22 protein-coding genes are annotated in these 24,838 nt (G+C 30.2%); 13 read left to right on the top strand and 9 right to left on the bottom strand.

Annotated features, from left to right (window positions below):
* Nucleotide 1: 1 nt before the first annotated feature.
* From Q0714_RS03415 to Q0714_RS03400, 4 genes are read left to right on the top strand one after another with little or no spacing between them, the layout of a single operon-like run.
* The gene (locus Q0714_RS03415; RefSeq protein WP_298262907.1) at nucleotides 2-235 is read left to right on the top strand and encodes a VF530 family protein; all 234 of its coding nucleotides are present in this window, start codon (nucleotides 2-4) and stop codon (nucleotides 233-235) included.
* The gene (locus Q0714_RS03410; protein WP_298262906.1) at nucleotides 228-686 is read left to right on the top strand and encodes a GNAT family N-acetyltransferase; all 459 of its coding nucleotides are present in this window, start codon (nucleotides 228-230) and stop codon (nucleotides 684-686) included. The genes Q0714_RS03415 and Q0714_RS03410 overlap by 8 nt, the downstream gene beginning before the upstream one ends.
* 37 nt (nucleotides 687-723) lie before the next feature.
* Nucleotides 724-1,245, top strand: a complete 522-nt coding sequence (locus Q0714_RS03405; protein WP_298262905.1) for a TlpA disulfide reductase family protein — start codon at nucleotides 724-726, stop codon at nucleotides 1,243-1,245.
* A gap of 51 nt (nucleotides 1,246-1,296) precedes the next feature.
* A complete protein-coding gene (locus Q0714_RS03400) occupies nucleotides 1,297-2,535 on the top strand; it encodes a DEAD/DEAH box helicase (RefSeq protein ID WP_298262904.1) in 1,239 nt (412 codons plus the stop codon).
* 103 nt (nucleotides 2,536-2,638) lie between these two features.
* Here the strand turns inward: Q0714_RS03400 and Q0714_RS03395 are convergent, their stop codons facing one another.
* Nucleotides 2,639-3,133 (bottom strand): OsmC family protein, encoded by a 495-nt coding sequence (locus Q0714_RS03395; protein WP_298262903.1) that lies wholly within the window; start codon nucleotides 3,131-3,133, stop codon nucleotides 2,639-2,641.
* A gap of 174 nt (nucleotides 3,134-3,307) precedes the next feature.
* On the opposite strand from Q0714_RS03395, the gene Q0714_RS03390 reads away from it, so the two are divergent.
* Entirely contained in the window at nucleotides 3,308-4,171 is an 864-nt protein-coding gene (locus Q0714_RS03390; RefSeq protein ID WP_298262902.1) for an alpha/beta hydrolase-fold protein, read from the top strand.
* 2 nt (nucleotides 4,172-4,173) lie between these two features.
* Here the strand turns inward: Q0714_RS03390 and rlmF are convergent, their stop codons facing one another.
* Entirely contained in the window at nucleotides 4,174-5,091 is a 918-nt protein-coding gene (gene rlmF, locus Q0714_RS03385; RefSeq protein WP_298262901.1) for a 23S rRNA (adenine(1618)-N(6))-methyltransferase RlmF, read from the bottom strand.
* A gap of 128 nt (nucleotides 5,092-5,219) precedes the next feature.
* Between rlmF and Q0714_RS03380 the strand changes: the two genes are divergently transcribed.
* Genes Q0714_RS03380 through Q0714_RS03370 form a run of 3 tightly spaced genes read left to right on the top strand, consistent with a single transcriptional unit; the run spans nucleotide 5,220 to nucleotide 7,669 of the window.
* Entirely contained in the window at nucleotides 5,220-5,798 is a 579-nt protein-coding gene (locus Q0714_RS03380; protein WP_298262900.1) for a TetR/AcrR family transcriptional regulator, read from the top strand.
* Between the two features lie 52 nt (nucleotides 5,799-5,850).
* On the top strand, nucleotides 5,851-6,483 hold the full coding sequence (locus Q0714_RS03375; protein ID WP_298262899.1) for a nitroreductase family protein: 633 nt from the start codon (nucleotides 5,851-5,853) through the stop codon (nucleotides 6,481-6,483).
* Nucleotides 6,484-6,508: 25 nt separating this feature from the next.
* Complete coding sequence (locus Q0714_RS03370; protein WP_298262898.1) at nucleotides 6,509-7,669, top strand: iron-containing alcohol dehydrogenase; 1,161 nt, start codon at nucleotides 6,509-6,511, stop codon at nucleotides 7,667-7,669.
* 84 nt (nucleotides 7,670-7,753) lie between these two features.
* Here Q0714_RS03370 and rsmI read toward each other — a convergent pair whose 3' ends face one another.
* The 4 genes from rsmI to Q0714_RS03350 all read right to left on the bottom strand — a co-directional run bounded on the left by rsmI (nucleotide 7,754) and on the right by Q0714_RS03350 (nucleotide 13,434).
* Nucleotides 7,754-8,428 carry a 16S rRNA (cytidine(1402)-2'-O)-methyltransferase gene (gene rsmI / locus Q0714_RS03365; RefSeq protein WP_298262897.1) on the bottom strand — a complete coding sequence of 225 codons (675 nt, stop codon included), beginning with the start codon at nucleotides 8,426-8,428 and terminating at the stop codon, nucleotides 7,754-7,756.
* A gap of 130 nt (nucleotides 8,429-8,558) precedes the next feature.
* The gene (locus Q0714_RS03360; protein WP_298262896.1) at nucleotides 8,559-11,138 is read right to left on the bottom strand and encodes an alpha/beta hydrolase-fold protein; all 2,580 of its coding nucleotides are present in this window, start codon (nucleotides 11,136-11,138) and stop codon (nucleotides 8,559-8,561) included.
* 139 nt (nucleotides 11,139-11,277) lie between these two features.
* A complete protein-coding gene (locus Q0714_RS03355) occupies nucleotides 11,278-13,074 on the bottom strand; it encodes a long-chain fatty acid--CoA ligase (RefSeq protein ID WP_298262895.1) in 1,797 nt (598 codons plus the stop codon).
* Nucleotides 13,075-13,434, bottom strand: a complete 360-nt coding sequence (locus Q0714_RS03350) for a cupin domain-containing protein (RefSeq protein ID WP_298262894.1) — start codon at nucleotides 13,432-13,434, stop codon at nucleotides 13,075-13,077.
* Nucleotides 13,435-13,630: 196 nt separating this feature from the next.
* Here Q0714_RS03350 and aspS point away from each other — a divergent pair, with 196 nt between their 5' ends.
* The 4 genes from aspS to Q0714_RS03330 all read left to right on the top strand — a co-directional run bounded on the left by aspS (nucleotide 13,631) and on the right by Q0714_RS03330 (nucleotide 19,598).
* Nucleotides 13,631-15,388, top strand: a complete 1,758-nt coding sequence (gene aspS / locus Q0714_RS03345; RefSeq protein WP_298262893.1) for an aspartate--tRNA ligase — start codon at nucleotides 13,631-13,633, stop codon at nucleotides 15,386-15,388.
* A 66-nt stretch (nucleotides 15,389-15,454) separates the two neighbouring features.
* Nucleotides 15,455-17,227: an APC family permease gene (locus tag Q0714_RS03340; protein WP_298262892.1), complete on the top strand. Its 1,773-nt coding sequence runs from the start codon at nucleotides 15,455-15,457 to the stop codon at nucleotides 17,225-17,227.
* Nucleotides 17,228-17,498: 271 nt separating this feature from the next.
* Nucleotides 17,499-19,289, top strand: coding sequence for a chloride channel protein (locus tag Q0714_RS03335; RefSeq protein WP_298262891.1), 1,791 nt, complete (start codon nucleotides 17,499-17,501; stop codon nucleotides 19,287-19,289).
* A 63-nt stretch (nucleotides 19,290-19,352) separates the two neighbouring features.
* Nucleotides 19,353-19,598 carry a hypothetical protein gene (locus Q0714_RS03330; RefSeq protein ID WP_298262890.1) on the top strand — a complete coding sequence of 82 codons (246 nt, stop codon included), beginning with the start codon at nucleotides 19,353-19,355 and terminating at the stop codon, nucleotides 19,596-19,598.
* Here the strand turns inward: Q0714_RS03330 and Q0714_RS03325 are convergent.
* On the bottom strand, nucleotides 19,595-20,044 hold the full coding sequence (locus tag Q0714_RS03325) for a nucleoside deaminase (protein WP_298262889.1): 450 nt from the start codon (nucleotides 20,042-20,044) through the stop codon (nucleotides 19,595-19,597). The genes Q0714_RS03330 and Q0714_RS03325 overlap by 4 nt on opposite strands.
* A 58-nt stretch (nucleotides 20,045-20,102) precedes the next feature.
* Between Q0714_RS03325 and dxs the strand changes: the two genes are divergently transcribed.
* Nucleotides 20,103-21,872: a 1-deoxy-D-xylulose-5-phosphate synthase gene (gene dxs, locus Q0714_RS03320; RefSeq protein WP_298262888.1), complete on the top strand. Its 1,770-nt coding sequence runs from the start codon at nucleotides 20,103-20,105 to the stop codon at nucleotides 21,870-21,872.
* Nucleotides 21,873-21,921: 49 nt separating this feature from the next.
* Here the strand turns inward: dxs and Q0714_RS03315 are convergent, their stop codons facing one another.
* Both Q0714_RS03315 and Q0714_RS03310 read right to left on the bottom strand, forming a co-directional pair.
* Nucleotides 21,922-23,475 (bottom strand): aldehyde dehydrogenase family protein, encoded by a 1,554-nt coding sequence (locus tag Q0714_RS03315; RefSeq protein ID WP_298262887.1) that lies wholly within the window; start codon nucleotides 23,473-23,475, stop codon nucleotides 21,922-21,924.
* A gap of 133 nt (nucleotides 23,476-23,608) precedes the next feature.
* Nucleotides 23,609-24,832 (bottom strand): outer membrane beta-barrel protein, encoded by a 1,224-nt coding sequence (locus tag Q0714_RS03310; RefSeq protein WP_298262886.1) that lies wholly within the window; start codon nucleotides 24,830-24,832, stop codon nucleotides 23,609-23,611.
* Nucleotides 24,833-24,838: the final 6 nt, after the last annotated feature.

Genomic DNA, 24,838 nt, shown 5'->3' with positions numbered 1-24,838 from the left:
CATGAGTATACATAATTTACAGCCTAACAATCCATTACACGGAGTAAAATTATCAGAAATTTTACAATATTTAGTAGCTATTTATGGCTGGGAAGAATTAGGGTCTCGCATTAAAATTAACTGCTTTAATAGCAATCCGAGCATAAAGTCAAGTCTTAAATTTTTAAGACGTACACCTTGGGCAAGAGATAAGGTTGAACATTTATACTTAAATTCGATTCAAAAAAATGATTGAATTACTTAGAACAACAACAGAAAATAAAGATTTCTTAAATTTAATACCATTACTTGATGCGGAATTAAAAATTAGCGATGGAGATAATCATTCATTTTATGATCAATTTAATAAATTAGACACCATTAAAAATGTGGTAGTAGCTTATGAAAATAAAAAGCCTATTGGGTGTGGTGCATTTAAATTTCATAAAAATAAAACTGTTGAAATTAAGCGAATGTTTGTTTCTCCTTTAGGGAGAAGAAAAGGAATTGCTTCTAAAGTTTTAAACGAATTAGAATTGTGGGCTAAAGAGCTTGGTTATACTAAATGCATATTAGAAACTGGAAAACAACAGCCAGAAGCTATTGAACTCTACAAAAAAAGTGGCTATGCTATTACCCCTAATTTTGGATTTTATGAAAACGTTGAAAATAGCGTTTGTTTTGAAAAAAATTTAAGAACTTCTTAATAATATCTTTCTATATTTACACTTCAAAATTTAAAAAATGAAAAATATTCTAATTGTAGCCATTTTATTTTTAACTCAATTAACTCACTCACAAGAAGATTCTACAAGAGGATATAAAGTTAAAGTTGGTGACCAATCTCCAAAATTAAATTTTTCTTTAATGGATGGAACATCAATCACCAATGAAAATTTAAAAGGGAAAGTTGTTGTTTTACAATTTACAGCTTCTTGGTGTAGCGTATGTAGAAAAGAAATGCCTCATTTAGAAAAAGAAGTATGGCAACAATTTAAAAATGATGATTTTATTTTAATTGGAATTGATTTAAAAGAAACTCCAGGAAAAGTAAAGCATTTTATTGAACAAATGAAAGTAACCTATCCTTTTGCCATAGACTCTGATGGTACATTGTTTGAAAGTTTTACATTACCCAATGCAGGTGTTACCAGAAATATTGTATTGAACAAACAAGGAGAAATCATTTTTTTATCACGACTTTACGAAGAGAAAGAATTTGCCGAAATGATATCAATTATAGATGCAACTTTAAAGAAACCATAATCTATTTGATAATACTGTATCTTTGCAAAAATGTTGTTTTAAACAAAACCTATGCAATTTAAAGACCTACAGTTAAACAAACCTATTTTAAAAGCAATCGCAGCCAAAGGTTACGAAACTCCAACTCCTGTTCAGGAAAAAACCATTCCTTTGGTTTTAGAAAAAAAAGATATTATTGCATCTGCTCAAACTGGTACAGGTAAAACAGCCGCATTTGCGTTACCTATTTTACAATTATTATTTGATAAACAAGATGCTGGTAAAAGAGCTAAAAAAATACGCGCATTAGTTGTAAGTCCAACTAGGGAATTGGCTTTACAAATTGAAGAAAGTTTTAAAAGCTATGGCAAATTTTCAAATTTAAGAACTACCGTTATTTATGGTGGAACCTCTATTGAACCTCAAAAAGACATCCTTAAAAAAGGTGTTGATATTTTAGTGGCTACTCCTGGTAGGCTTTTAGATTTGCATAAACAAGATTGCATACATTTAAACCTTATTGAAGTGTTGGTTTTGGATGAAGCAGATTTAATGTTAGACATGGGTTTTATTGATGATGTAAAAAAAATTGAACGCCTATGCCCAAAAGCAAAACAAACTCTTTTATTTTCAGCAACCATGCCTCCAAAAATTGCTGAATTAGCAAACTCAATTTTAAAAAATCCTGAAACTGTTGATACCACACCATCAACTTCTGCTGCAAAAACTATAGTTCAAAAACTTTATTATGTTCCAAAGCAAAAAAAAATGGAACTATGCTTATACCTTCTTAGAAACACTTTAAAAGGAAATATTCTAATTTTTAGACGTACTAAATTTGGTATCGCAAAATTGGAAAAAACTCTGAAAAAAAATAATTATAATGTAGCAAGTATCCACGGAGATAAAACTCAAAAAGACAGAGAAGCATCTTTAAACAAATTTAAAGATGGTACTGTAAATATTTTAATTGCTACTGACGTTGCTGCAAGAGGAATTGATATTAATAATTTAGATGCCGTTATTAATTTTGATATTCCAAATGTTTCAGAAACCTATGTACATAGAATTGGAAGAACTGGTAGAGCAGGAAATACTGGAAATGCTTTTTCTTTTTGTTCCGCTGATGAGAAAAATTACATTACTAATATTCAAAAACTAATAAATACTATAATTCCTGTTGAAGAAAATCATCCTTACCCATTAGATCCTAAAGCAAAACCTCAAATTCATAAAACTCCTGGAAAGAGTAAACATAAAAAAGGACGTAAATCTGAAGCGTCTAAAAAGAAGAAAAAAAGATGGTATTAATCGCTACTACAAGACAGAAGTATGAAAAATTTTTAAATTAAAACACAAAAACACTTCGAATTTCTTATAGCAGCGATTCAAAACAAACATTCGTTAATACTATTTAATTTAATTCACTTATTTTTTGAATAGAATGAAATTTTCCTTTTAACAATAAGTTCATTGGAGTTCTATTACTTAAATTGTCAGAAACCGGACATCTATCTTCTATTCTTTCTAACCATTCCTCTAATACTTCAATTGGAGCATCACAATCTGGTTCAATTGAAAGTTCAATTTGTTTATACCCTGCTCGTTCAGTAAATGAAGTTCCAAACAATCGTTCAGGATTTAAGCTTCCACACATTTTAATTTTCATTCCTCTTAGCTCAAAATTCATTTCTTTAGCAATTACATGTCCCATAACATTTATACATCCACAAAAGGCTGCAAGTATGTATTCCACAGGGTTTGCTCCCTCATTAGTACCACCTAAACTTGCAGGTTCATCAAGTATTATTTCAAAACCTCTTGCTTTTACTACTGTTTTAGTTGAGTTTTCACTATGTGCTTGTACTCTAAATTTTAAATCTTCCATTCCAATTTTAGGGTTTAACATGAATAAATTATTTCTTATTAAAATTACAATTTCTCCAAAAAATGAATGAAGTTTATTAAATGAATTTACTTATGATTTACAATGCAAAATTGCATTATTAACACGTATTAAAATGAGCCTATTTTTATTGAAAATTTATTATTTTTAGTATTTTAATTATCACCGTATAAAACAATGAAAAATAAACTCCTTTTAATTTTTAGCATTTGTTCTGTTCTTATAAGTTTCAGTCAAAATGGAAAAGTGTACGATAATTTAACGATGAAAAGCTCAATTTTAAAAGGAGAGCGTAAATTTGCTGTTTACCTACCTCCTGATTATGAAACTTCACAACGTAGTTATCCAGTTCTTTACCTATTACATGGTTCTGGTGATGATCAAACAGGTTGGGTGCAATTTGGTGAAATACTTCATATTGCTGATAAATCCATAAAAGAAGGTACTTCAACTTCAATGATTGTTGTTATGCCCGATGCTAATACTGGCAAAAAAGGTTATTTTAATTCTATTGAAGAACATTGGTTGTATGAAGATTTCTTTTTTAAAGAATTTATGCCATATGTTGAAAAAACATACAGAATTAAAAGCGATAAAAGGTTTAGAGCCATTGCCGGACTCTCAATGGGTGGTGGAGGTGCATTTGTATACGCGCTACATCATCCAGAGTTATTCTCCTCTGCATGTCCATTAAGTGCTTCTTTAGGGCCTCTTTCTTTAGAAAGTTTTAAAAATCGTCTTAAAAACAACAATAGTAGTATTACAGATGAAACAAAAATACAAACCTATTTTGAACAACATTATGTAATTTCATTAATAGAAAATAAAACTCTGGATGATTTAAAATCGGTTAGATGGTTTATTGATTGTGGAGATGACGATTTTTTATATGAAGGCAATAGCTTGGCTCATATTGCCTTAAGAAAAAAAAACGTACCACATGAGTATAGAGTTAGAGATGGAGCACATACTTGGACTTATTGGAGAGAATCTTTACCTGCTGTGTTATCATTTGTTTCTGACGCTTTTCATCAACATTAGTGTTAACTAGTTTCCCATTTTAATTGCTCTTCCTTAGTTAAAAAGGTCCAAGCTATAATTCGTGTCACTTTATTCCCTTGATACATAGGAATTATTTTTATTTCTGTAGCTCCTAATTTTTTTAAGGAAGGAAACATACTTTCTGCATTTTCTTTTTTAGAAACTAATGTAGTATACCAAAAACATTGAGTTTTAAATAATGAGCTTTCGTATAAATATGTGTGAATAAAAGCTTTTTCTCCTCCTTTATACCATAATTCCTGTGCTTTTCCACTAAAGTTTCTCCCCTCATTCATTTTTCCTAACCCTTTTAACTTTTTCAAATTAGCTTCCTTTGCATCTTCTTGTGATTTATAAAATGGTGGGTTGCACATACTTGCAGAAAATTTATCATTATCAGTTAAAATATCTTTTAAGATTTGAGCACTATTTTGTTGATATTTTAATTTTATTTGATTGGATAATTTATTTGTTTTAACAATATTATTTACAATTGCTAAAGAATTTTTATCAATGTCAGTACCTACAAAACTCCAACCATATTCTGCATTTCCTAATAATGGATAAATACAAGTTGCTCCAGTACCGATATCTAAAATTTTAACATTATTTATAAGTCTTGTTTCATTTAATAAATCTGCTAAATAATGTATGTAATCTACTCTTCCTGGTATTGGAGGGCATAAATTTTCATTGGGGAACTCCCAATAATTTATCTGATAATGTTTAACTAATAATGCAGTATTTAATAGTTTAACAGCTGCTGCATTTGCAAAATCTATAGTAGTAGTTCCAAAATTATTTGTAAAAACAACTTGCTTTAAATTTGGATATATCTCAACTAATTCTGTAAAATTATACCCTTGCTGGTGTTTATTTCTGGGGTGAAGTAAATTTTGCTTTTTCTTAATTTTTGCCATAATATTTTAAAAAACAAAAGTACTATATTTTAAATTTAACATAATTTTAAATTCACAAAATGAATGAATATTCGTTTTGTAGGTTTTTTTATGTATATTTGCAGCATCAAAATACTAAATTGAGTTTTATGGCAATTCGACAAAAATGTGATAAAAAAAGGATAGCGTTATTAAAAGCCACACTTCACTTAGTGAATAATAATGGATTTCATGACGCTCCTATGTCCAAAATTGCAAAAATGGCTGAAATGTCTCCTGCAACTATTTATATTTATTTTGAAAACAAACAAGATTTAATCAATCAGCTGTATTTAGAAATGAAGGCTGTTTTTAGTGCTCAAGCATTTAAAAATTATAATGAAGAACAATGCGTTAAAGAGAGCTTTAAACAAATATGGTATAACATTGCTAAGTTTAAATTAAACCAAACAGAGGAATCTAATTTTTTATCTCAATGTGACAACACCCCTATTATTGATGAAAATATTAAACGTGAAGGGTTAAAACATTTACAACCTTTAGTTAACTTATGGGAAAGAGGCGTTTCAGAAAAAATTATTAAGCCTGTTTCACCATATTTAATGTATGCGTTTACAATTTATCCTCTAGCATTTTTAACCAATACTCAACATAAAGAACATTGCCCATTGAATAATGAAAAGCTAAAAGAAGCTTTTAACATTGCTTGGGATAGTATAAAATTATAACATCAAATTATATCAAAAAAATAACTAAAAAAGTAAATTCACAATAAAAATTATGGAATTATTAGATAAATTAAAATGGAGGTACGCAGCCAAAGCTATGAATGGTGAAAAAGTATCTCAAAAAAAAATAGATAATATTATTGAAGCTGCTCGCTTGGCGCCAACTTCAAGCGGTTTACAACCTTTTGAAATTTTGGTCATCACAAATCAAGAAATCAAAGAGCAAATTAAATCTGTTTCTTGGAATCAATCTATGATTACAGATTGTTCTCATTTGTTAGTTTTTGCTGCTTGGGATACCTATACTGAAGAAAGAATTAATAAAATGTTTGATTTAGTAAATGAAGTTCGTGGTTTTAAAAACGAAGGCTGGGAAGCATATCGTCAAAAACTATTAAGTTTTTACCCACAACAAGATCCTGAAATTAACTTTAACCACGCAGCAAAACAAGCATACATTGCTTTTTCAGCTGCTATCATTGCCGCAGCATATGAGGGCGTTGATTCTACCCCAATTGAAGGCTTTGAACCTGAAGCTGTGGATAAAATTCTAAAGTTACGTGAAAAAGGGCTTCGTAGTTGTGTACTATTACCTATTGGTTACAGAGATGCTGAAAACGACTGGTTAGTAAATCTTCCTAAAGTTAGAAAAAGCACCGAAGATTTAGTGACCGAAATTGCCTAAATACTAAATATAAAAAGCTTTAATTATGAATAATTTTCAATATAAAAATCCGACAAAAATTTTATTCGGTAAAGGTCAAATTGAAAACCTTTCAACTGAAATTCCAAAAAATTCTAAAGTATTATTACTTTATGGAGGTGGAAGTATTAAAAAAAACGGAGTTTATGAACAAGTAACATCTGCACTTTCAAATTTTGAAGTGATTGAATTTGGTGGAATTCCAGCAAATCCAGAATACGCTGTTTTAATGGAAGCTCTAAAAGTAATTAAAGAAAAAAATATTACTTTTTTATTAGCCGTTGGTGGAGGTTCAGTTATTGATGGAACAAAATTTTTATCAGCAGCTGCCTTATTTGAAGGAGATACCCCTTGGGATATTTTAACAAAAAATATTAGATCTTTAAATGGGATGCCTTTTGGCGCTGTACTTACCTTGCCAGCCACTGGTTCTGAAATGAATTCTGGTGCTGTAATTACAAGAGCTGAAACTCAAGAAAAATTAGCAATGGGTGGTCCAGGCTTGTTCCCTGTATTTTCAGTTTTAGATCCTGAAGTAGTAAAATCAATTCCACAACGTCAAATTGCAAATGGATTGGCAGACGCTTTTATTCATGTTTTAGAACAATATATGACTTATCCAGTAGATGCAAAAATACAAGATCGTTTTGCTGAAAGTATTTTACAAACCTTGGTTGAAGTTGCTCCTACCATATTAAATGACACTTCTGATTATGAAGCTGCGTCAAACTTTATGTGGAGTTGCACTATGGCTTTAAACGGATTGATTCAACAAGGAGTTCCGTCAGATTGGGCTATTCACATGATGGGACATGAATTAACCGCCTTATTTGGAATTGATCACGCTAGAACATTAGCTATTATTGCTGAAAGTCATTACACCTATAATTTAGAAGACAAAAAGGATAAATTAGCACAATATGCTGAACGTGTTTGGAATGTTACCGAAGGAACACCAGAAGAAAAAGCAGTAGCAGGAATTAAAAAAACAACCGAATTTTTCCAATCATTAGGGATAAAAACTAAATTATCGGAATATACTGAGGATTACCAAGGAACTGCTCAACAAATTTCAAAACGCTTTGAAGAACGTGGCTGGAAAGGTTTGGGTGAACACGGAAAAGTTAGTCCAAGTGATGTTGAAAAAATAGTTGAAATGAGCTATTGATTCATCTTTTTTAATAAAAAAATAATTTACATAAAAAGCCAAAAAGTTTATGAAACTTTTTGGCTTTTTAATTTCTATCGGTAATTATTTTTTACCTCCAACCACAATTACAAATTCTCCTTTTGGAGGTTTATTTGTAAAATGTTCTATCAACTCAGCAACTGTTCCTCTTACCGTTTCCTCGTATAATTTGGTCAATTCTCTTGATACTGAAATCGGACGATTTTCTCCAAAATATTCTGCAAAATTTGTGAGTGTTTTTAATAGTTTATGAGGTGATTCGTAAAAAATCATAGTTCTGGTTTCTTCAGCTAAAAAAGTCAACCGTGTTTGTCGACCTTTTTTTACGGGTAAAAATCCTTCAAATACAAATTTATCATTTGGCAATCCACTATTTACCAAGGCTGGCACAAAAGCTGTGGCTCCAGGCAAGCATTCTATTTCAATATTATTTTCAATACAACTTCTTGTTAATAAAAATCCAGGATCGGAAATGGCAGGAGTTCCTGCATCAGATATTAATGCTACCGATTCTCCATTTTGTATTCGTTTAACAATGTTGTCAACCGTTTTATGTTCGTTATGCATATGGTGGCTATGCATATGCGTAGTTATTTCGAAATGCTTCAATAATTTTCCGCTAGTACGAGTATCTTCAGCTAAAATTAAATCAACTTCTTTTAAAACTTTTACCGCTCTAAAAGTCATATCTTCCAAATTACCAATTGGTGTTGGGACTAAATATAATTTTGATTTCAAAATTTAAGTTGTTTTATAAATCAACAAAGTTACTGCTGTTTTTAAATATAACAATTTATTTGCTTTATAAAAAAGAGGTGTTTAAAAATTAAAACACCTCTTTTCAAACATCAATTTAAAAAAACCAAATTTAATTCCATTTAAAGTCTCCTTTTTCAATAGACCAATCGTTTCCAAAAAAACCTGCACATTTTACTGCTTTATCTCCATTATTAATTACTGTATCATCAAACAATAATACGTCTGGAAAAGTGGTTCCATTTACCAAATAATGATTTGCATAAGCAGCTTTCATTCCTTTTTCTCCTGTTGCAGTAACCACTCCAATACTAGCAAAATCGCTATCATTTCTTGGAACTGTAAAATACATACCCCATTGATTTCCAGTTAATTTTTTAGTTCCAAAATTTACTATGTTGTTATCAACTTGTATTGGACTATCTTTTAATAATTTATTCCAAGCTGCATTGTTACTTTTGTTTCCGTAAATAATTACGTTTCTATCAGCATATTTTTTAGCATTGAAATCTGTATCTTTTATCACTTCAATAGTTCCATTTGCTCTATACCAAAAAGTTTCTGCATCAAATTTCGCTTTATTATAGTACCATTCATTTTCTTTTGCCGAGCCTTTGGTTGCATATACAAAAACTACATGATGTCTAAATGCATCTTTAAAACCACCGTTTCTATGAGGTCCTTTTTCTTTTAATGATGGAGCTTTGGTAATTGTCCAGTCTCCGTTTACTGCTTTCAAAAATATTTTTGAATTAGTGTTTACAGCAACCTCTTTTTCATTCATAAAAATTGTGGTAATTGTGTCGCTTAGTTTTGTTAAATCAACTTCCATTAAACTAACATTATTTGTAGCTATTTTAAATGAATTTTCTTTAGAAAAGTTAAACGAACTTACTTCAAAAGGCTTATTTTGTTGATGAATAGTGATAAAATTAGATGTTGCTGAAACTCCTGGAGATCCCGTATAAAATTCTAATTTTTTAATATCGTTAGGGTTTCTAAGTGTACGTTCTTTAAAGAAATTAAAAATTTTGTACCAATCTAAACTATGATTTCCGTACCAATGTGTTCCGTCTGGATATTCATAATAGGTAAAATCGTTATGGAATTTACCCAAACGCTCTCGCATATCCCTTGCTATAAATGTTGGTACTACATTGTCTTTTTCACCATGTAAAACATATACTCCAAAGTGTAAATAGTTTCGTATTAATTTTAAAGTTCTACTTGGAGTACCCGCTCTTTTCATTAATTTTTCAACTTCAGTTGGAACGTAAGGTGTTTTTAAACGTTGAACAACTTCTGGCGTCATTCCTCTAGCTGTTAGCTCTTCTTGTGGAAGTTCTAAAGTTCTATTCAAAAAACTATCACGGTATAATAACAAGTCTGGATAACCTGCACAAGGTGCAATAGAAGCAAATTTATCTGGATACGTAGCTCCTAAATACCAAGTTCCATGACCTCCCATAGAATGACCTGTTAAATAAATTTTTGTAGGATTTGGTTGATATATTGACTTGGCATCTGCTAAAACTTCTAAAGCATCTAAACGTCCCCAGTCTTCCCATGCAAAACCAAAAGGTCTACGGTTAGTTGGTGCCACCACATTTCCCCAATCTTTTTTCTCATAAGCATTTGCTTGGTTCACTGCTTCAACCGATGCTCCATGTACTGAAAGAAATAATGCTTGTTTTTCTGAATTTTTATCTGTGGAAGGAGCAACACTATAATATTGAACACTCCCATCAACACTGCTAACAAAAGTTTTTTTATGATGCTGATGTTTTGTTTTAACTTCTAACTTAACTTGTTGTTTTGAAACAACTTGTTTTTTATTATTTTTTAACTCCAAATTTAAATCTACTTTTCCAAAAGTTGTTTCTTTTGCTACTGAAGCTATTGAAAAAGGGACTTTAAGTACACTCATTGGTGGAATAGCAATAACTTTTGAGTCTTTACTATTTCCCAATAACTCTGAACTTATGGTATAATTTTTCACCCAATTAGTAGATGCGTTTATAACTCTAATAGCTCCTTTATATTCTTTAGTTTCTTCAACCAATAAATCGGGCATAGTAAGATCTCTAGAGGTAAATTGAACTAGTTTTTGAGGTTCAATTAAACGTGCTCTAATTCTTGGAAATCTTCCAACTTTTAACACAAAAACATTGGTTCCTTTTTTTAATTTTAACGGAATTAAGTTCCATCCAAAATCATAATGATCTCCTTCATGTGGTAATCCATTTATCAACAACATTGTGTGCCCTGAAGCTTCAAAAAGTACTGTTTTTTCAGAGTTAGATTTATAGGTTAAATACACATAACTCGATCTTAAATCTTCATTATTAAATGTATTGCTTTTATCAGTTGAAATAGCTTTCCATTTTAATTCATTTCCTAAATAATCAATATCAAAAACCTCATCTTTTGATACTTTTAAATTAGGATTCATTAAAAATTTATCAAAAACTGGTTCTTTAGGAAATGAAGATGAGTTAAACGAGTAGTCTTGAATTTTTAATGCCAGTCCTGTTTTAAAAACATGAAGTAATTTTCCTTCACTAATTTCATCTACTTTTTCTTTACCAAAATATTCTACAATATTTCCAGTTCTTTGTTGTGCAAATTGTACGGTGGTGATTAAAAGAATCAAAATTAAACTTGAAACCTTTTTATAACTATATTGAATCATTATTACGTTTTATGATTTATTAAAATATAAATATCCAATAAATATAAAAAGCACTAAAAAATATTAGACAAATAACACATTATTTTAGTTAAAAGAATTTTTTTCTGTAAGTAACCCTTACAATTTTAAAAATTACAAATTAATCTGAGTACATTTTTTCAATAAGTTCTTTATACTTTTTTTGAATTACTTTTCGTTTTAATTTTAACGTTGCGGTTATTTCCCCTGTTTCAATACTAAATTCTTTAGGTAATAAGGTAATTTTTTTTATTTTTTCAAATCTTGAAAATTCTTTTTGAAGTTCTTCAATACGCTTTTCAAACATATCTTTTATTTGATTGTTTGCAATTAAATCTTCAATATCTTTAAACGTAATTTTGTGTTCTAAAGCATATTTTTTTAAATTTTCAAAACTAGGTACAGCTAATGCCGTAACATATTTTTGTTGATCTCCAATTACAGCAATTTGTTCAATAAACGAATCGTTAATTAATGCGGTTTCTAACTTTTGAGGAGCTATATATTTACCTCCCGAAGTTTTCATTAAGTCTTTAATTCTATCTGTAATCATTAAATTCCCCTTTTCATCAATAATCCCAGCATCACCTGTACAAAACCAACCATCTTTAAAAACTTTAGCTGTTTCTTCTGGTTTTTTATAATACCCTTTCATTACACCTGGCCCTTTAACTAAAATCTCATTATTATCGCCAATTTTTATTTGTGAGCCATGAATTGTTTTTCCGGCTGAATTAAATTCAAAATGCGTATCTCCAAATAATGAAACTGTAGCAGTAGTTTCGGTTAATCCATATCCACATTTTATATTCAATCCAAAAGAATGAAAAAACGAAACCATATCAGCTGCTAATGGAGCTCCTCCACAAGGCATAAATTTTATACGACCTCCAAAAACTTCACGCAATTTACTCAACACCAATTTATCGGCTATTTTGTATTTTAATTTTAACGGCAATGGTATCTTTTTAGCAAATCGTTTATGCTTATTGTAATAGTTATTTCCAATACCTAAGGCCCAGCTTGCTAATTTCATTTTAGTAGGTGAAGCTTCTTTTCTTTTGTCTTGAATTGCTGCAAAAATTTTCTCAAAAATTCTTGGCACTGTACACATAATTGTAGGTTTTACCTCTTTTAAAACCGTTGCAATTTGTTTAGGATCTTGATTAAAATAAACCTCAATTCCTCTGTGTAAGCAAAAGAATACCCAACTACGTTCGTAAATATGACTTAATGGTAAAAAACTTAATGAAACATCTTTTTCTGAAACATTTAATTCATAATCATGGGCTTTTAATGATTCTAAAAAATTGGTATGATCTAACATAACTCCTTTCGGTTCGCCAGTTGTTCCAGAGGTATATATAATACTGGCTAAATCATCTGAAGCCGCATTAAAATATCTTTTTTGAAGCTCAACTTCAAGTTGTTCTTTTGGCTTAAATGTTACAAAATCTTCTAAATAAATTGACTGATTAGAAGGTTGGAGTACTATATTTGGAGTTAATGCAACTATTAGCTTTAGATATTTAGAAGTTTCCAAAAGTTCAAAGGCTTTATCGTATTCATTTTGATCTCCTACAAACAATAAACTTACCTCTGCATCATTAATAATATACTTAACATCGTTTTTTGAATTTGTTGCATAAATAGGAATGGTAACAGCCCTAATACTCATAATTGAAATATCAGCAATAATCCAATTAGGCATATTTTCAGCAAAAATTGCAATATTGTGTTTTGCTTCTATTCCAAAATTTATAAGCGCTTTAGAAAGTTCTTCCACTCTTTTTCCTAAGCTGTTCCAAGTTATTCCTTCCCAAGTTTTTGATACATTATTTTTATAATAAATGGCTTTTTTATGTTGGTACTTCGCCACCTTTTCTCTAATCTCTTCGCCAATATGTAATACACTCATTTATATAGTTTCAAATGTTTTAACGGTTAAATTACTTGTAATATTCCCTGTAAGTTTAATTTCTAAGGGTTCAAAAAGTAGTACATGAACTTCTTCTTCAGCAATTGGTTTATGGGCTATTCCTTTTGGTATAATGTACATTTCCCCCTCATTAAGTTCAATGGTTGTATCTTTAAATACAATTTTCAACTTTCCTTTAATAATTAAAAAAAGTTCATCTTCATGCTCATGAGTATGCCAAATAAACTCTCCTTTTAATTTAGCTAATAGTACTTGTTGCCCATTGAGTTCTCCAATTTTTTTTGGTGTCCAGTGTTCACTAAAAAGTTGAAATTTTTCTAATAAATTAATTGCTTTCATACGTTGCAAATTTACAAAGATTTTTATTGCCTAAGTATTAACATCAACTCAAATTCTAGAAAGATGTTATTTACTTGCCAAATTAAAAATGTAACCATTAACTATTTTCTCTATAGAAGTTCCAAAAAATAAAGTGATATGTGTATAATCTATGTGTGAAATCATTAAATTTGCACTTTCTAATAAAATTTTAACAATGTATAGAACACATTCTAACGGAGAATTACGATTAAAACATGTTGGTGAAGAAGTTACCTTAGCTGGATGGGTGCAAAAAACACGTGACAAAGGATTTATGATTTGGGTAGATTTACGTGACCGCTATGGTATTACACAATTAATTTTTGATGAAGAACGTACTCCAAAAGAAATGGTAGAAAGAGCTAAAACTTTAGGACGTGAGTTTGTAATTCAAATTAAAGGAGAAGTTATTGAACGTGTTTCTAAAAACAAAAATATACCGACTGGTGAAGTCGAAATTTTAGTAAAAGAATTAACCATTTTAAACAAATCGGTGATCCCTCCTTTTACAATTGAAGATGAAACTGATGGTGGTGATGAACTTCGAATGAAATATCGCTATTTAGACATTAGAAGAAATCCTGTAAAAAATAATTTGATTTTCCGTCACAAAGTGGCGATGGAAACAAGAAAATATTTATCTGATAGTGGTTTTATTGAAGTTGAAACCCCGTACTTAATTAAATCTACACCTGAAGGAGCACGAGATTTTGTAGTACCTAGTAGAATGAATGAAGGACAATTTTATGCATTGCCTCAATCTCCTCAAACTTTTAAACAACTATTAATGGTTGGCGGAATAGATAAGTATTTTCAAATTGTAAAATGCTTTAGAGATGAAGATTTACGCGCAGACAGACAACCAGAGTTTACACAAATAGACTGTGAAATGGCTTTTGTGGAACAAGAAGATATTTTAAACACATTTGAAGGGTTAACACGTCATTTGTTAAAAGAAATTAATGGTGTTGAAGTAACTAAATTTCCTCGTATGTCTTATGACGAGGCTATAAAAAAATACGGAAACGACAAACCAGATATTAGATTTGGGATGGAGTTTGGTGAATTAAATGAAGTTGCACAGCATAAAGATTTTGGTGTTTTTAACAATGCAGAATTAATTGTTGGTATTGCAGTACCTGGTGGAAATGCTTATACTAGAAAAGAAATTGATAAATTAATTGAATGGGTAAAACGCCCTCAAGTTGGAGCTTTAGGTATGGTCTATGCTCGTTGTAATGATGATGGTACTTATAAATCTTCAGTTGATAAATTTTACACTCAAGACGACTTAGTAAAATGGGCACAAGTAACTGGAGCAAAATCTGGCGATTTAATTTGTGTACTATCTGGTAATGCTGATAAAGTTAGAACTCAATTAAGTGCTTTACGTATGGAGTTAGCTGAACGTTTAGGTTTACGTAAATCTAATGAATTTGCACCTTTATGGGTTGTAGATTTTCCTTTATTAGAATGGGATGAAGAAACCGAACGCTACCATGCAATGCATCATCCATTTACTTCACCTAAACCAGAGGATATGACACTATTAGACACTGATCCTGGAAAAGTAAGAGCAAATGCTTACGATTTGGTTTTAAATGGAAATGAAATTGGTGGAGGATCTATAAGAATTCACGATAAAGCTACACAAGCTTTAATGTTAGGTCATTTAGGATTTACTCCTGAACAAGCAAAAGAACAATTTGGATTTTTAATGAATGCCTTTGAATATGGAGCGCCTCCACACGGTGGAATAGCTTTTGGATTGGATAGATTAGTTGCCATTCTTGGAGGACAAGAAACCATTAGAGATTTTATAGCTTTCCCTAAAAATAATAGTGGGCGAGACATAATGATTGATGCTCCTTCAAAAATTGATGACCAACAATTAGATGAATTAAATTTAAAATTAGATTTAAAAAAAACTTAAATAAAAAACCTCGATAAATTAATCGAGGTTTTTTTTTCTTAATATTATAGTTAAAAATTTTGAGTAATGGAAGTTAAAAAAATTCATAAAAAGTTAAATGAATTAGCTGCAACAGCCATTTGTGGTAACGACATAAGTTCTTCAGTTTTATATGTTTCTGCCTTAGCAATTGCTTTTGCAGGTCAATACGCTTGGATAACCTTACTTATTGTTTCAGTTGTTTTATTTCTTTTTAGGAAAATTTATGGCGAAGTTGTAGGAGCATTACCATTAAACGGTGGGGCATACAATGCATTACTAAATACTACTAGTAAAAGAATGGCTTCTTTTGCTGCAACATTAACATTGCTTTCATATATGGCCACAGCTGTAATTTCTGCAAATGAAGGAATTCATTATTTACACCATTTAATTCCTTCTTTACCTATTATTATAGCTACAATTGTATTGTTGGCATTATTTGCAATTTTAACCATTGGAGGAATAACTGAATCTGCTAGAGTAGCTATAGGTATTTTCCTTTTCCATTTAACTTCATTATTGATATTAAGTACATTTATTATATACTTTTTAATAACCAACAACGGAATTGAATTGTTTATTAAAAACTGGCATTTTTCAGAAAATAATGGAAGTATTTCTAATGCTATCTTTTTTGGGTTTGCAGCTTCAATGTTAGGAGTTTCTGGGTTTGAAAGTTCTGCTAATTTTGTTGAAGAACAAAAAAAAGGTGTTTTCCCAAAAACATTAAAAAACATGTGGATTATTGTAAGTATTATCAACCCTTTAATGGCAATACTAGCATTAGCTTTATTTACAGTTCCAGTATTACAAAGCTCCGAATTTCAAAATACGTTATTGGTTGAAATGGGGAAACATGTTGGTGGAAAATGGGTAGCTACACTAATATCTGTAGATGCTTTTTTAGTTCTAAGCGGAGCAGTGCTTACAAGTTTTGTAGGAGTTTCCGGGCTATTAGAGCGTATGACTTTAGATAGAATTTTACCTCCATTTTTCTTGAAAAAAAACAAACAAGGCAGCTCATATAGAATTATTTTAATGTTCTTCTTTTTGTCAGTTTCTGTATTGTTAATTACCAATGGAAATGTAAAACTGTTAGCTGGTGTTTATACTATTTCATTTTTATCTGTAATGGTTTTATTTGGTATTGGTAATATTTTATTAAAAGTTAAAAGGAATAAATTACCTCGACCAGAAAAAGCATCTTGGCTGTCAGTTTTATTAGCCATTATTGCTGTTACCATAGCGCTTATTGGAAATATAACTATGAAACCTAAAGGTGATTTACCAAGTAACTTAACCATTTTTCTTGATTACTTTATTCCATCCATTATTTTTATAATGATTATGTTGAATAGAACAATCCTTCTAAAGTTATTGTTAAATACTATACATACAATTTTTGATCCTGTTAGAAATTTTGTATTTAAAATTGATAAAAAAATACTTTTTACAATAAATAAAATTAATTCTCAAGAATTTGTATTTTTTACAAAAGGAGATAATATAGCTTCATTAAATAAAGTAATGCTTTATATTATAAAAAATGAACATACTAAAAAAATTAAAATTGTTTTAGCCTTAGAAAATGATCAGAAAGTTCCAGATAATTTGCCTTTGGAAATAGACTTTTTAGGAAGAGAATATCCAGAAATTAAAATTGAATTTGTGCTTATAGATGGTAAATTTAGTCCTCAACTAATTAAAGAGCTTTCTAAAAAATGGAATATCCCAATTAATTTTATGTTTATTGGCTCTCCAAGTGATAAGTTTCCTTATAAAATTGAAGAATTAGGCGGAGTTCGATTAATTATATAAAAAAAATATTTTTTTAGACTGATTGTCAAAGTATTTGTATTTTTGTTTAAAATCATTCTAAATAAAAAATCACAGTGCAAAAACCTTTAGACATTTTTAATTATAATTTTGAATGGGAACAGCATTCAAATAAAAAAAACAAAGGTAAAATTAAAGATGAATGTTGTAAAAAATATCAAAAAAAAGGTGAAAAGAAGTGCAAAAGTTGTCCTAAGCGCTAACCATAATCACTTAAATTTGGTACTTTTGCATTTACTTATTTCAAAAAAAAATGTCGTTACAGTCAAAAAATTTAATCCGTAAATTTTTAAAGTGGAGATATCAACATATCTCAAATAAACAATTTATAGGCATTGCTAGTGCCATTATTGGATTATTAGCTGGTCTTGGAGCTGTAACATTAAAAAATCTTACACACTTTATACAACACCTACTCGAAGGCGAATTAATAAAAGAAATTCATGTAGCATTTTATTTTATATTTCCAATCATTGGATTGTTAATAGTATTGCTAATTATTAAATATTTTATTAAGAAAAAAGTAGGTCATGGCATTCCCTCAACGCTTTATGCAATTTCTAAACAAAAAGGAATTATGCCTCGTTTTCAAATGTGGTCATCTATAATAACTGCGCCATTAACCGTTGGTTTTGGTGGGTCTGTGGGATTAGAAGGCCCAACAGTAGCTACTGGCGCAGCGTTAGGTTCAAATTTTTCGCGTTTATTTCATTTAAATCAAACTACTAGAACATTATTAATTGGTGCAGCTGCAGCCGGAGCTATGTCTTCAATATTTAAAGCCCCTATTGCTGCCATTGTATTTGCTGTTGAAATATTTAGTTTAGAACTAACTTTAGCTTCAATGATTCCTTTAATATTGGCTTCTATAACAGCTGTTTTAACTTCGTATTTCTTTTTTGGTGATGATGTATTGCTTCATTTTAACATTCAAGATAAATTTCATTTAAACGATGTGTTATTTTACGTTTTACTAGGTGTATGCTCCTCAATGGCTTCAATATATTTTAGCAAAGTTTATTTTTCAATAGGAAGCTTTTTTAAAAAATATAAAAACCCGTATAAAAGACTTCTAATTGGAGGTGTTTTACTAGGTTTACTTGTTTATTTTATTCCACCTCTTTTTGGGGAAGGTTATGAAACCATTAATAATATTTTAAAAGGAAATATTACAAGTGTTTTACAAAATAATATATTTCATATTGTTATTGATAATATTTGGCTTATTACTGGATTTTTAGTTGGCTTAATACTGTTTAAAATTGTGGCAACCTCATTGACTTTTGGTGCTGGAGGTATTGGAGGAGTTTTTGCTCCAACATTATTTACTGGAAGTATTACAGGCTATGTATTTGCAATGGTTATGAATTATAGTAACTTATTTAACCACCAATTATCATCAACAAATTTTGCAATGGTTGGTATGGCAGGTTTAATGGCAGGCGTTTTACAAGCTCCTTTAACCGCTATTTTTTTAATTGCAGAAATTACTGGAGGTTATGAGTTATTTGTGCCTTTAATGATTGTTTCCTCTATCTCTTTTATTATTACTAAAAAATACATTCCTCATAATATTTATGCTTCAGAATTAGCAAAAAAAGGAGAGCTTTTAACTCATGATAAAGACAAAAATGTATTGATGTTACTAGATATTGATAAAGTTATTGAAACTAATTTTGTATTGCTTTATCCAGAAATGACTTTAGGTGAAATTGTTAATAATGCCGTAGCAAAATCATCCCGTAATCATTTTCCTGTAATTAATGAAGAAAACGAATTTTTAGGAATATTAACACTTAATGATATTAGATCAATTATGTTTAATAAAGAACTTTACGATACCGTTAAGGTTAGCTCTTTAATGCATGCTGCTTCTGATATAATTTATTATAAAAAAGATTCTGCAGAAGAAATTTTAAATAAATTTAAAATGAGTGGCGCATGGAATTTAGTTGTTATTAAAGATGGAAAATATTTTGGTTTCATTTCTAAATCAAGATTATTAACTGCTTACCGAAGAAAATTAATTGATGTTACTTCCTAATTTAAATGAGTTTTAAAAGTATTACATTTTGTAACTTTACAAACTATTAAATTGTTTCTGATTATGAAATTAGTGTTAAATATATTGCTTGTATTGGTGCTTGGAGGTTTAGTCTATGGGTTTTATTTACAAAACTTGGGAGATTCTAATGGTCAAATAATAATTGGAATTAGTGTTCTTGTTATTGCTTTTGTATTTATGCCTTTATTTATATTTCATCGCTATAAAAATAAAAATTTGAAAGATTTTACTTTTGACAACTACAGAAAAGAGTTAGAAGAACATCGTAAAAAAGAAGACAACAATTAATTTAAGTTCCTTTTTTCTATAAAAAAACGAGTTAAAAGTTTAGCAGATTCCTCTTTTAAAACCCCTCCAATTACTTTTGTTTTAGGATGCAACGTCGTTTTCATTGCTAAAAAACCTCTTTTTTCTTCAGAAGCTCCATAAACAATTCTGCCAATTTGTGTCCAATAACTTGCTCCAGCACACATTTGACAAGGTTCTAAAGTAACGTACAATGTACATTCCTTTAAATATTTTCCACCCAAAAAATCTGCAGCAGCAGTAAAAGCTTGCATTTCGGCATGAGCGGTAACATCATTTAAAGTTTCCGTTAAATTATGAGCTCGAGCAATTATTTGATTATTCATAACAATAACTGCTCCTATTGGAACTTCATTTTTGTCATACGCCATTTGTGCTTCTTGTAAAGCACGTTTCATAAAATAAGTATCATCAAAAGGGTGTATCATATTTCAAAAGTAATTATTTTATCACATTGAACAATTTAAATATTGTAGTTTTGTACTTGTGAAAACAACTTTTTTAAACCATATTAACACTCCTAAAGATTTGCGAAATCTTGCAAAAGAACAACTTCCTTTAGTTGCTAAAGAATTACGCGAATTTATTATTGATATTGTGGCAACTAAAGAAGGCCATTTAGGAGCTAGTTTAGGAGTTGTTGAACTTACCATTGCATTACATTATGTTTTTGATACACCTAATGACTTGTTAATTTGGGATGTTGGTCACCAAGCCTATGGGCATAAAATTTTGACAGAAAGGAGGACAAACTTTTATACTAACAGACAATTAGGAGGCATCTCTGGCTTTCCTAAAAGAAAAGAAAGTGTCTATGACCCTTTTGGAACTGGTCATTCTTCAACATCTATATCAGCAGCCTTAGGAATGGCAATTGCTTCAAAAATAAAAGGTAATTTCAACAAACATCATATTGCCGTAATTGGTGATGCTTCAATTGCTAGTGGTATGGCTTTTGAAGGGCTTAACCATGCTGGTGTTACAGATGTTAATTTGTTAATTATTTTAAACGATAACGCTATGGGTATTGACCCTAGTGTTGGAGCGTTAAAAAACTATTTTACCAATGTTAAGGCAGGTAAAAAAGTTAGAAAGAATAATATTATTGAAGCCTTAAATTTTAACTATTCAGGACCAATTGATGGGCATAATATTGAAGCCGTTATTTTAGAATTAGAACGCTTAAAATCAATAAAAGGACCAAAGTTTTTACATATCATTACCACCAAAGGAAAAGGTTTAGATAAAGCTGAACAAGATCAAGTTAAATACCATGCGCCTGGTAAATTTGATAAAAATACAGGCGAATTAATTGCTAAAAGTAATGAAATACTACCTCCAAAATTTCAAGATGTTTTTGGTGAAACCATTATTGAGTTAGCCAAAAAAAACACTAAAATAGTAGGAATTACACCTGCTATGCCAACAGGGTCTTCATTAAAATTAATGATCGAAGAATTTCCCGACAGAGCTTTCGATGTTGGTATTGCCGAACAACATGCTGTAACTTTAGCTGCTGGAATGGCAACTCAAGGTTTAATTCCTTTTTGTAATATTTATTCTACTTTTTTACAACGCGCCTACGATCAAATAATACATGATGTTGCCTTGCAAAATTTACCTGTCGTTTTTTGTATAGATAGGGCTGGCATTGTTGGTGAAGATGGAGCAACTCATCATGGAGCTTTTGATATTGCATATTTAAGATGCATCCCTAATTTAGTCATATTTGCCCCTTTAAATGAATTAGAATTGCGCAACATAATGTACACTGCACAACTAGGCATTACTTTCCCATTAACCGTAAGATATCCAAGAGGAAGAGGCGTTTTAATTGATTGGAAACAACCCTTCTCAACTATTGAAATAGGCAAAGGAACTTGTATAACTGAAGGAAATGAAATTGCCATTTTAAGTATAGGAACCATTGGAAATAAAATAATTGAAATTCAAAATTCCTTACCTAAAAATAAATTTGCGCATTACAATATGAGATTTGTAAAACCATTAGATCAAACATTATTAAATCAAATTTTTCAAAAATTTAAGACAATCGTAACCATTGAAGATGGAACTATTGTTGGTGGTTTTGGAAGTGCAATTTTAGAATTTGCTTCAGAAAATAATTACTCCACAAATTCTATAAAACAATTAGGAATTCCAGATAATTTTATTGAACATGGAAAAGTTGATGAGTTATTTCAAAGCATTCATTTGTCAAATGAAGCATTATTAAAATTTTTACTTGATTTATAAAAAAAGCTCCTTTAAAGGAGCCTTTTCAAAATTATATTAAATCGCCACTTTATAAATCAAATTTTATACCTTGTGCTAAAGGCAACTCTGTAGTATAATTAATGGTATTTGTTTGACGTCTCATATATATTTTCCAAGCATCAGAACCAGATTCTCTTCCGCCTCCAGTTTCTTTTTCTCCTCCAAAAGCACCTCCAATTTCAGCGCCAGAAGTTCCAATATTTACATTGGCAATTCCACAATCTGAGCCTGCCTGAGATAAAAACTGTTCTGCTTCACGCAAATTATTAGTCATAATTGCTGATGATAGTCCTTGAACAACTCCATTTTGAATTTCAATAGCGTTGGTTACATCTCCAGAGTATTTTAATAAATATAATACCGGTGCAAATGTTTCATGTTGAACAATTTCAAAATGATTTTCAGCTTCTGCAATTGCAGGTTTTACATAACATCCACTTTCAAAACCTTCTCCACTTAATACACCGCCTTCTACTAAAATTTTACCACCTTCTTCAACAACTTTTATCAAGGCGTTTTCATACATTTTAACAGCTTCTTTATCAATTAATGGTCCAACATGATTGTTTTCATCAAGTGGGTTTCCTATTCTAAGTTGTTTATATGCAGCCACTAAAGCATCTTTTACTTTATCGTATATAGATTCGTGAATGATTAATCTACGAGTAGATGTACAACGTTGTCCAGCTGTTCCAACAGCTCCAAAAACAGCACCAATTACTGTCATTTTAATATCTGCATCAGGCGTTACAATAATTGCATTGTTTCCTCCTAATTCTAGTAAAGATTTTCCTAAGCGTTCTGCTACAGTTTTAGCAACAATTTTCCCCATTCTAATAGAACCTGTTGCCGAAATTAATGGAATTCTTTTATCAGTAGTTAAAAATTCACCAACTTTATAATCTCCATTAACAATACAAGAAATACCTTCTGGCAAATTATTTTCTTTTAAAACATTAGCTATTATATTTTGACAAGCAATACTACATAATGGAGCTTTTTCAGAAGCTTTCCAAATACATACATCTCCAGAAATCCAAGCTAACGCAGTGTTCCAGCTCCATACAGCTACTGGAAAATTAAACGCGGAAATAATGCCTACTATTCCTAATGGATGGTATTGTTCGTACATTCTATGCCCTGGGCGTTCAGAGTGCATGGTTAACCCATGTAATTGACGAGACAAACCAACTGCAAAATCACATATATCAATCATCTCTTGGACTTCGCCTAAGCCCTCTTGTAATGACTTTCCCATCTCATAAGAAACCAACTCACCTAAAGGTTGTTTCAACTCGCGAAGCTTATTTCCAAATTGACGAACTATTTCTCCTCGTTGAGGAGCTGGTACTAACCTCCAACTTTTAAATGCACTTTGAGCACTTTCCATCACATTTTCATAATCTTCTTTGGTGGTGGTGATAACTTTACCTATTAGCTTTCCATCAACTGGTGAATAAGACTCAATAATTTGCCCATTACCAAAGAAATTATTTCCTGTTGAAGTTCCTTGATTAACTTCTTTTACTCCCAATTTTTCAAGAGCGTTTTCTATTGTTTTATGTATTGTTAAAATTTCCATAAATTGGATTAAATTTAAATAATTGATTTATTACAAATCTACAAATAAAAAGTGTTTATAAAAGTAAAGCCATTTCAAAATTGAAATGGCTCTCTTCATTCAATATTTGGTAACCAACCAAATAATAAACCAACTAAAACTTATAATTTAATCCTGTATATACCCCTAAGTAGTAAGGTTGAATACTACCAGGGTTTTTAGAAAAGGTATTTGTTTGTACTTTAAACATAGGAGAAATGTTGATGTATAAATTTTTCTTAATAGAATAATCTACATCTAAGCCTATATTTCCACTGAAATTAACTGAACGTAAATTATTAGAGGATCCTAGGCTTTGAGAAAAGCTATTGGTTTCAACAAAAACTTCATCTCTATTTAAAAGTAATGTACTAAATCCTCCAACTAAGTTTACCCCGAATTTTCCATCAGTGATATTGTATTTTATTTCAACTGGAATTTCTATATATCCAAAAACTTGATTTAAGCTTCCTTTATTTGGATCTTCTAAATCTACGTTACTTTCTTTTGAAGTAGCTACATTTGCAGATCTACTTAAAACTGGATTTGATGACAAATGTGAAAAACCAACAACAGACACTCCAGGTGTAATGTATATATTACTTGTTTTATACCCAAGGTTAATCATATTAACCCCTGATTGTAAGCTAAATTTATCTGTTAATTGATATGCAAATTTAACACCATATGAGTATGAAGAGCTCCCAGATGTAGGGTTTTCACTAAATTGAGCATCTACTCCAGAGCCATCTCCAAATGAATTTATATAAATTGGTGCATAAATAGTTGCTACCGAAAATCTACTATCTATAACTTCCTTTTTTAGATTATTGTTTTTAGTTGAAGTTGTACTTTTATCCGAAATATTGTCTAAATCAGCTAATAAAGACTTTGTTGAAGAGTTTTTTTCTTTTAATGAATTTTCAGCTTTACTAGATGTATGACTATCAATATTATTAGATAAGGTAGTTTCTTGTAATACTTCTTGTTTTTCTGAAAGAGAATTTCTAAGCGGTATAACTTTAGTTTCTTTTTTCTCAGTTACTAATACCTCTTTTTTAGTAGTATTACTTTCTAAAGAATCATTTGGATTATTTTTATTTTGAAGAATCCTATTGGTAAGTGTATTTTTAGGAATAAAGTAAATGGTTCCAATACTAAAAAACAATATTAATAACGCTGCTACGCTTGAAATTTTAACCCAAAAAGGTACTTTGCGTCTTTTAGGTATAGGTACTAATTTTTTTTCAATAGCATCCCAAGCTTTATTTGGTGGAAACACCTCAAAGTCCTTTAAATTCTCTTGGAATAACCTATCAATATTTTTATAATCTCTCACTACTAT

Source organism: uncultured Lutibacter sp. (assembly GCF_947493565.1).
In the GTDB taxonomy this organism is placed as follows: Bacteria; Bacteroidota; Bacteroidia; order Flavobacteriales; family Flavobacteriaceae; genus Lutibacter; species Lutibacter aestuarii.
Note: the sequence above shows the minus strand (reverse complement) of the source record. Positions and strands in the feature narration are given on the sequence as shown.

Excerpts from the sequence above, each read along its gene's own strand:
- Q0714_RS03415 (WP_298262907.1), top strand. The coding sequence starts at position 2 with ATGAGTATACATAATTTACAGCCTAACAATCCATTACACGGAGTAAAA.
- Q0714_RS03410 (WP_298262906.1), top strand. The coding sequence starts at position 228 with ATGATTGAATTACTTAGAACAACAACAGAAAATAAAGATTTCTTAAAT.
- Q0714_RS03405 (WP_298262905.1), top strand. The coding sequence starts at position 724 with ATGAAAAATATTCTAATTGTAGCCATTTTATTTTTAACTCAATTAACT.
- Q0714_RS03400 (WP_298262904.1), top strand. The coding sequence starts at position 1,297 with ATGCAATTTAAAGACCTACAGTTAAACAAACCTATTTTAAAAGCAATC.
- Q0714_RS03395 (WP_298262903.1), bottom strand. The coding sequence starts at position 3,133 with ATGTTAAACCCTAAAATTGGAATGGAAGATTTAAAATTTAGAGTACAA.
- Q0714_RS03390 (WP_298262902.1), top strand. The coding sequence starts at position 3,308 with ATGAAAAATAAACTCCTTTTAATTTTTAGCATTTGTTCTGTTCTTATA.
- rlmF (WP_298262901.1), bottom strand. The coding sequence starts at position 5,091 with ATGGCAAAAATTAAGAAAAAGCAAAATTTACTTCACCCCAGAAATAAA.
- Q0714_RS03380 (WP_298262900.1), top strand. The coding sequence starts at position 5,220 with ATGGCAATTCGACAAAAATGTGATAAAAAAAGGATAGCGTTATTAAAA.
- Q0714_RS03375 (WP_298262899.1), top strand. The coding sequence starts at position 5,851 with ATGGAATTATTAGATAAATTAAAATGGAGGTACGCAGCCAAAGCTATG.
- Q0714_RS03370 (WP_298262898.1), top strand. The coding sequence starts at position 6,509 with ATGAATAATTTTCAATATAAAAATCCGACAAAAATTTTATTCGGTAAA.
- Q0714_RS03360 (WP_298262896.1), bottom strand. The coding sequence starts at position 11,138 with ATGATTCAATATAGTTATAAAAAGGTTTCAAGTTTAATTTTGATTCTT.
- Q0714_RS03355 (WP_298262895.1), bottom strand. The coding sequence starts at position 13,074 with ATGAGTGTATTACATATTGGCGAAGAGATTAGAGAAAAGGTGGCGAAG.
- Q0714_RS03350 (WP_298262894.1), bottom strand. The coding sequence starts at position 13,434 with ATGAAAGCAATTAATTTATTAGAAAAATTTCAACTTTTTAGTGAACAC.
- aspS (WP_298262893.1), top strand. The coding sequence starts at position 13,631 with ATGTATAGAACACATTCTAACGGAGAATTACGATTAAAACATGTTGGT.
- Q0714_RS03340 (WP_298262892.1), top strand. The coding sequence starts at position 15,455 with ATGGAAGTTAAAAAAATTCATAAAAAGTTAAATGAATTAGCTGCAACA.
- Q0714_RS03335 (WP_298262891.1), top strand. The coding sequence starts at position 17,499 with ATGTCGTTACAGTCAAAAAATTTAATCCGTAAATTTTTAAAGTGGAGA.
- Q0714_RS03330 (WP_298262890.1), top strand. The coding sequence starts at position 19,353 with ATGAAATTAGTGTTAAATATATTGCTTGTATTGGTGCTTGGAGGTTTA.
- Q0714_RS03325 (WP_298262889.1), bottom strand. The coding sequence starts at position 20,044 with ATGATACACCCTTTTGATGATACTTATTTTATGAAACGTGCTTTACAA.
- Q0714_RS03315 (WP_298262887.1), bottom strand. The coding sequence starts at position 23,475 with ATGGAAATTTTAACAATACATAAAACAATAGAAAACGCTCTTGAAAAA.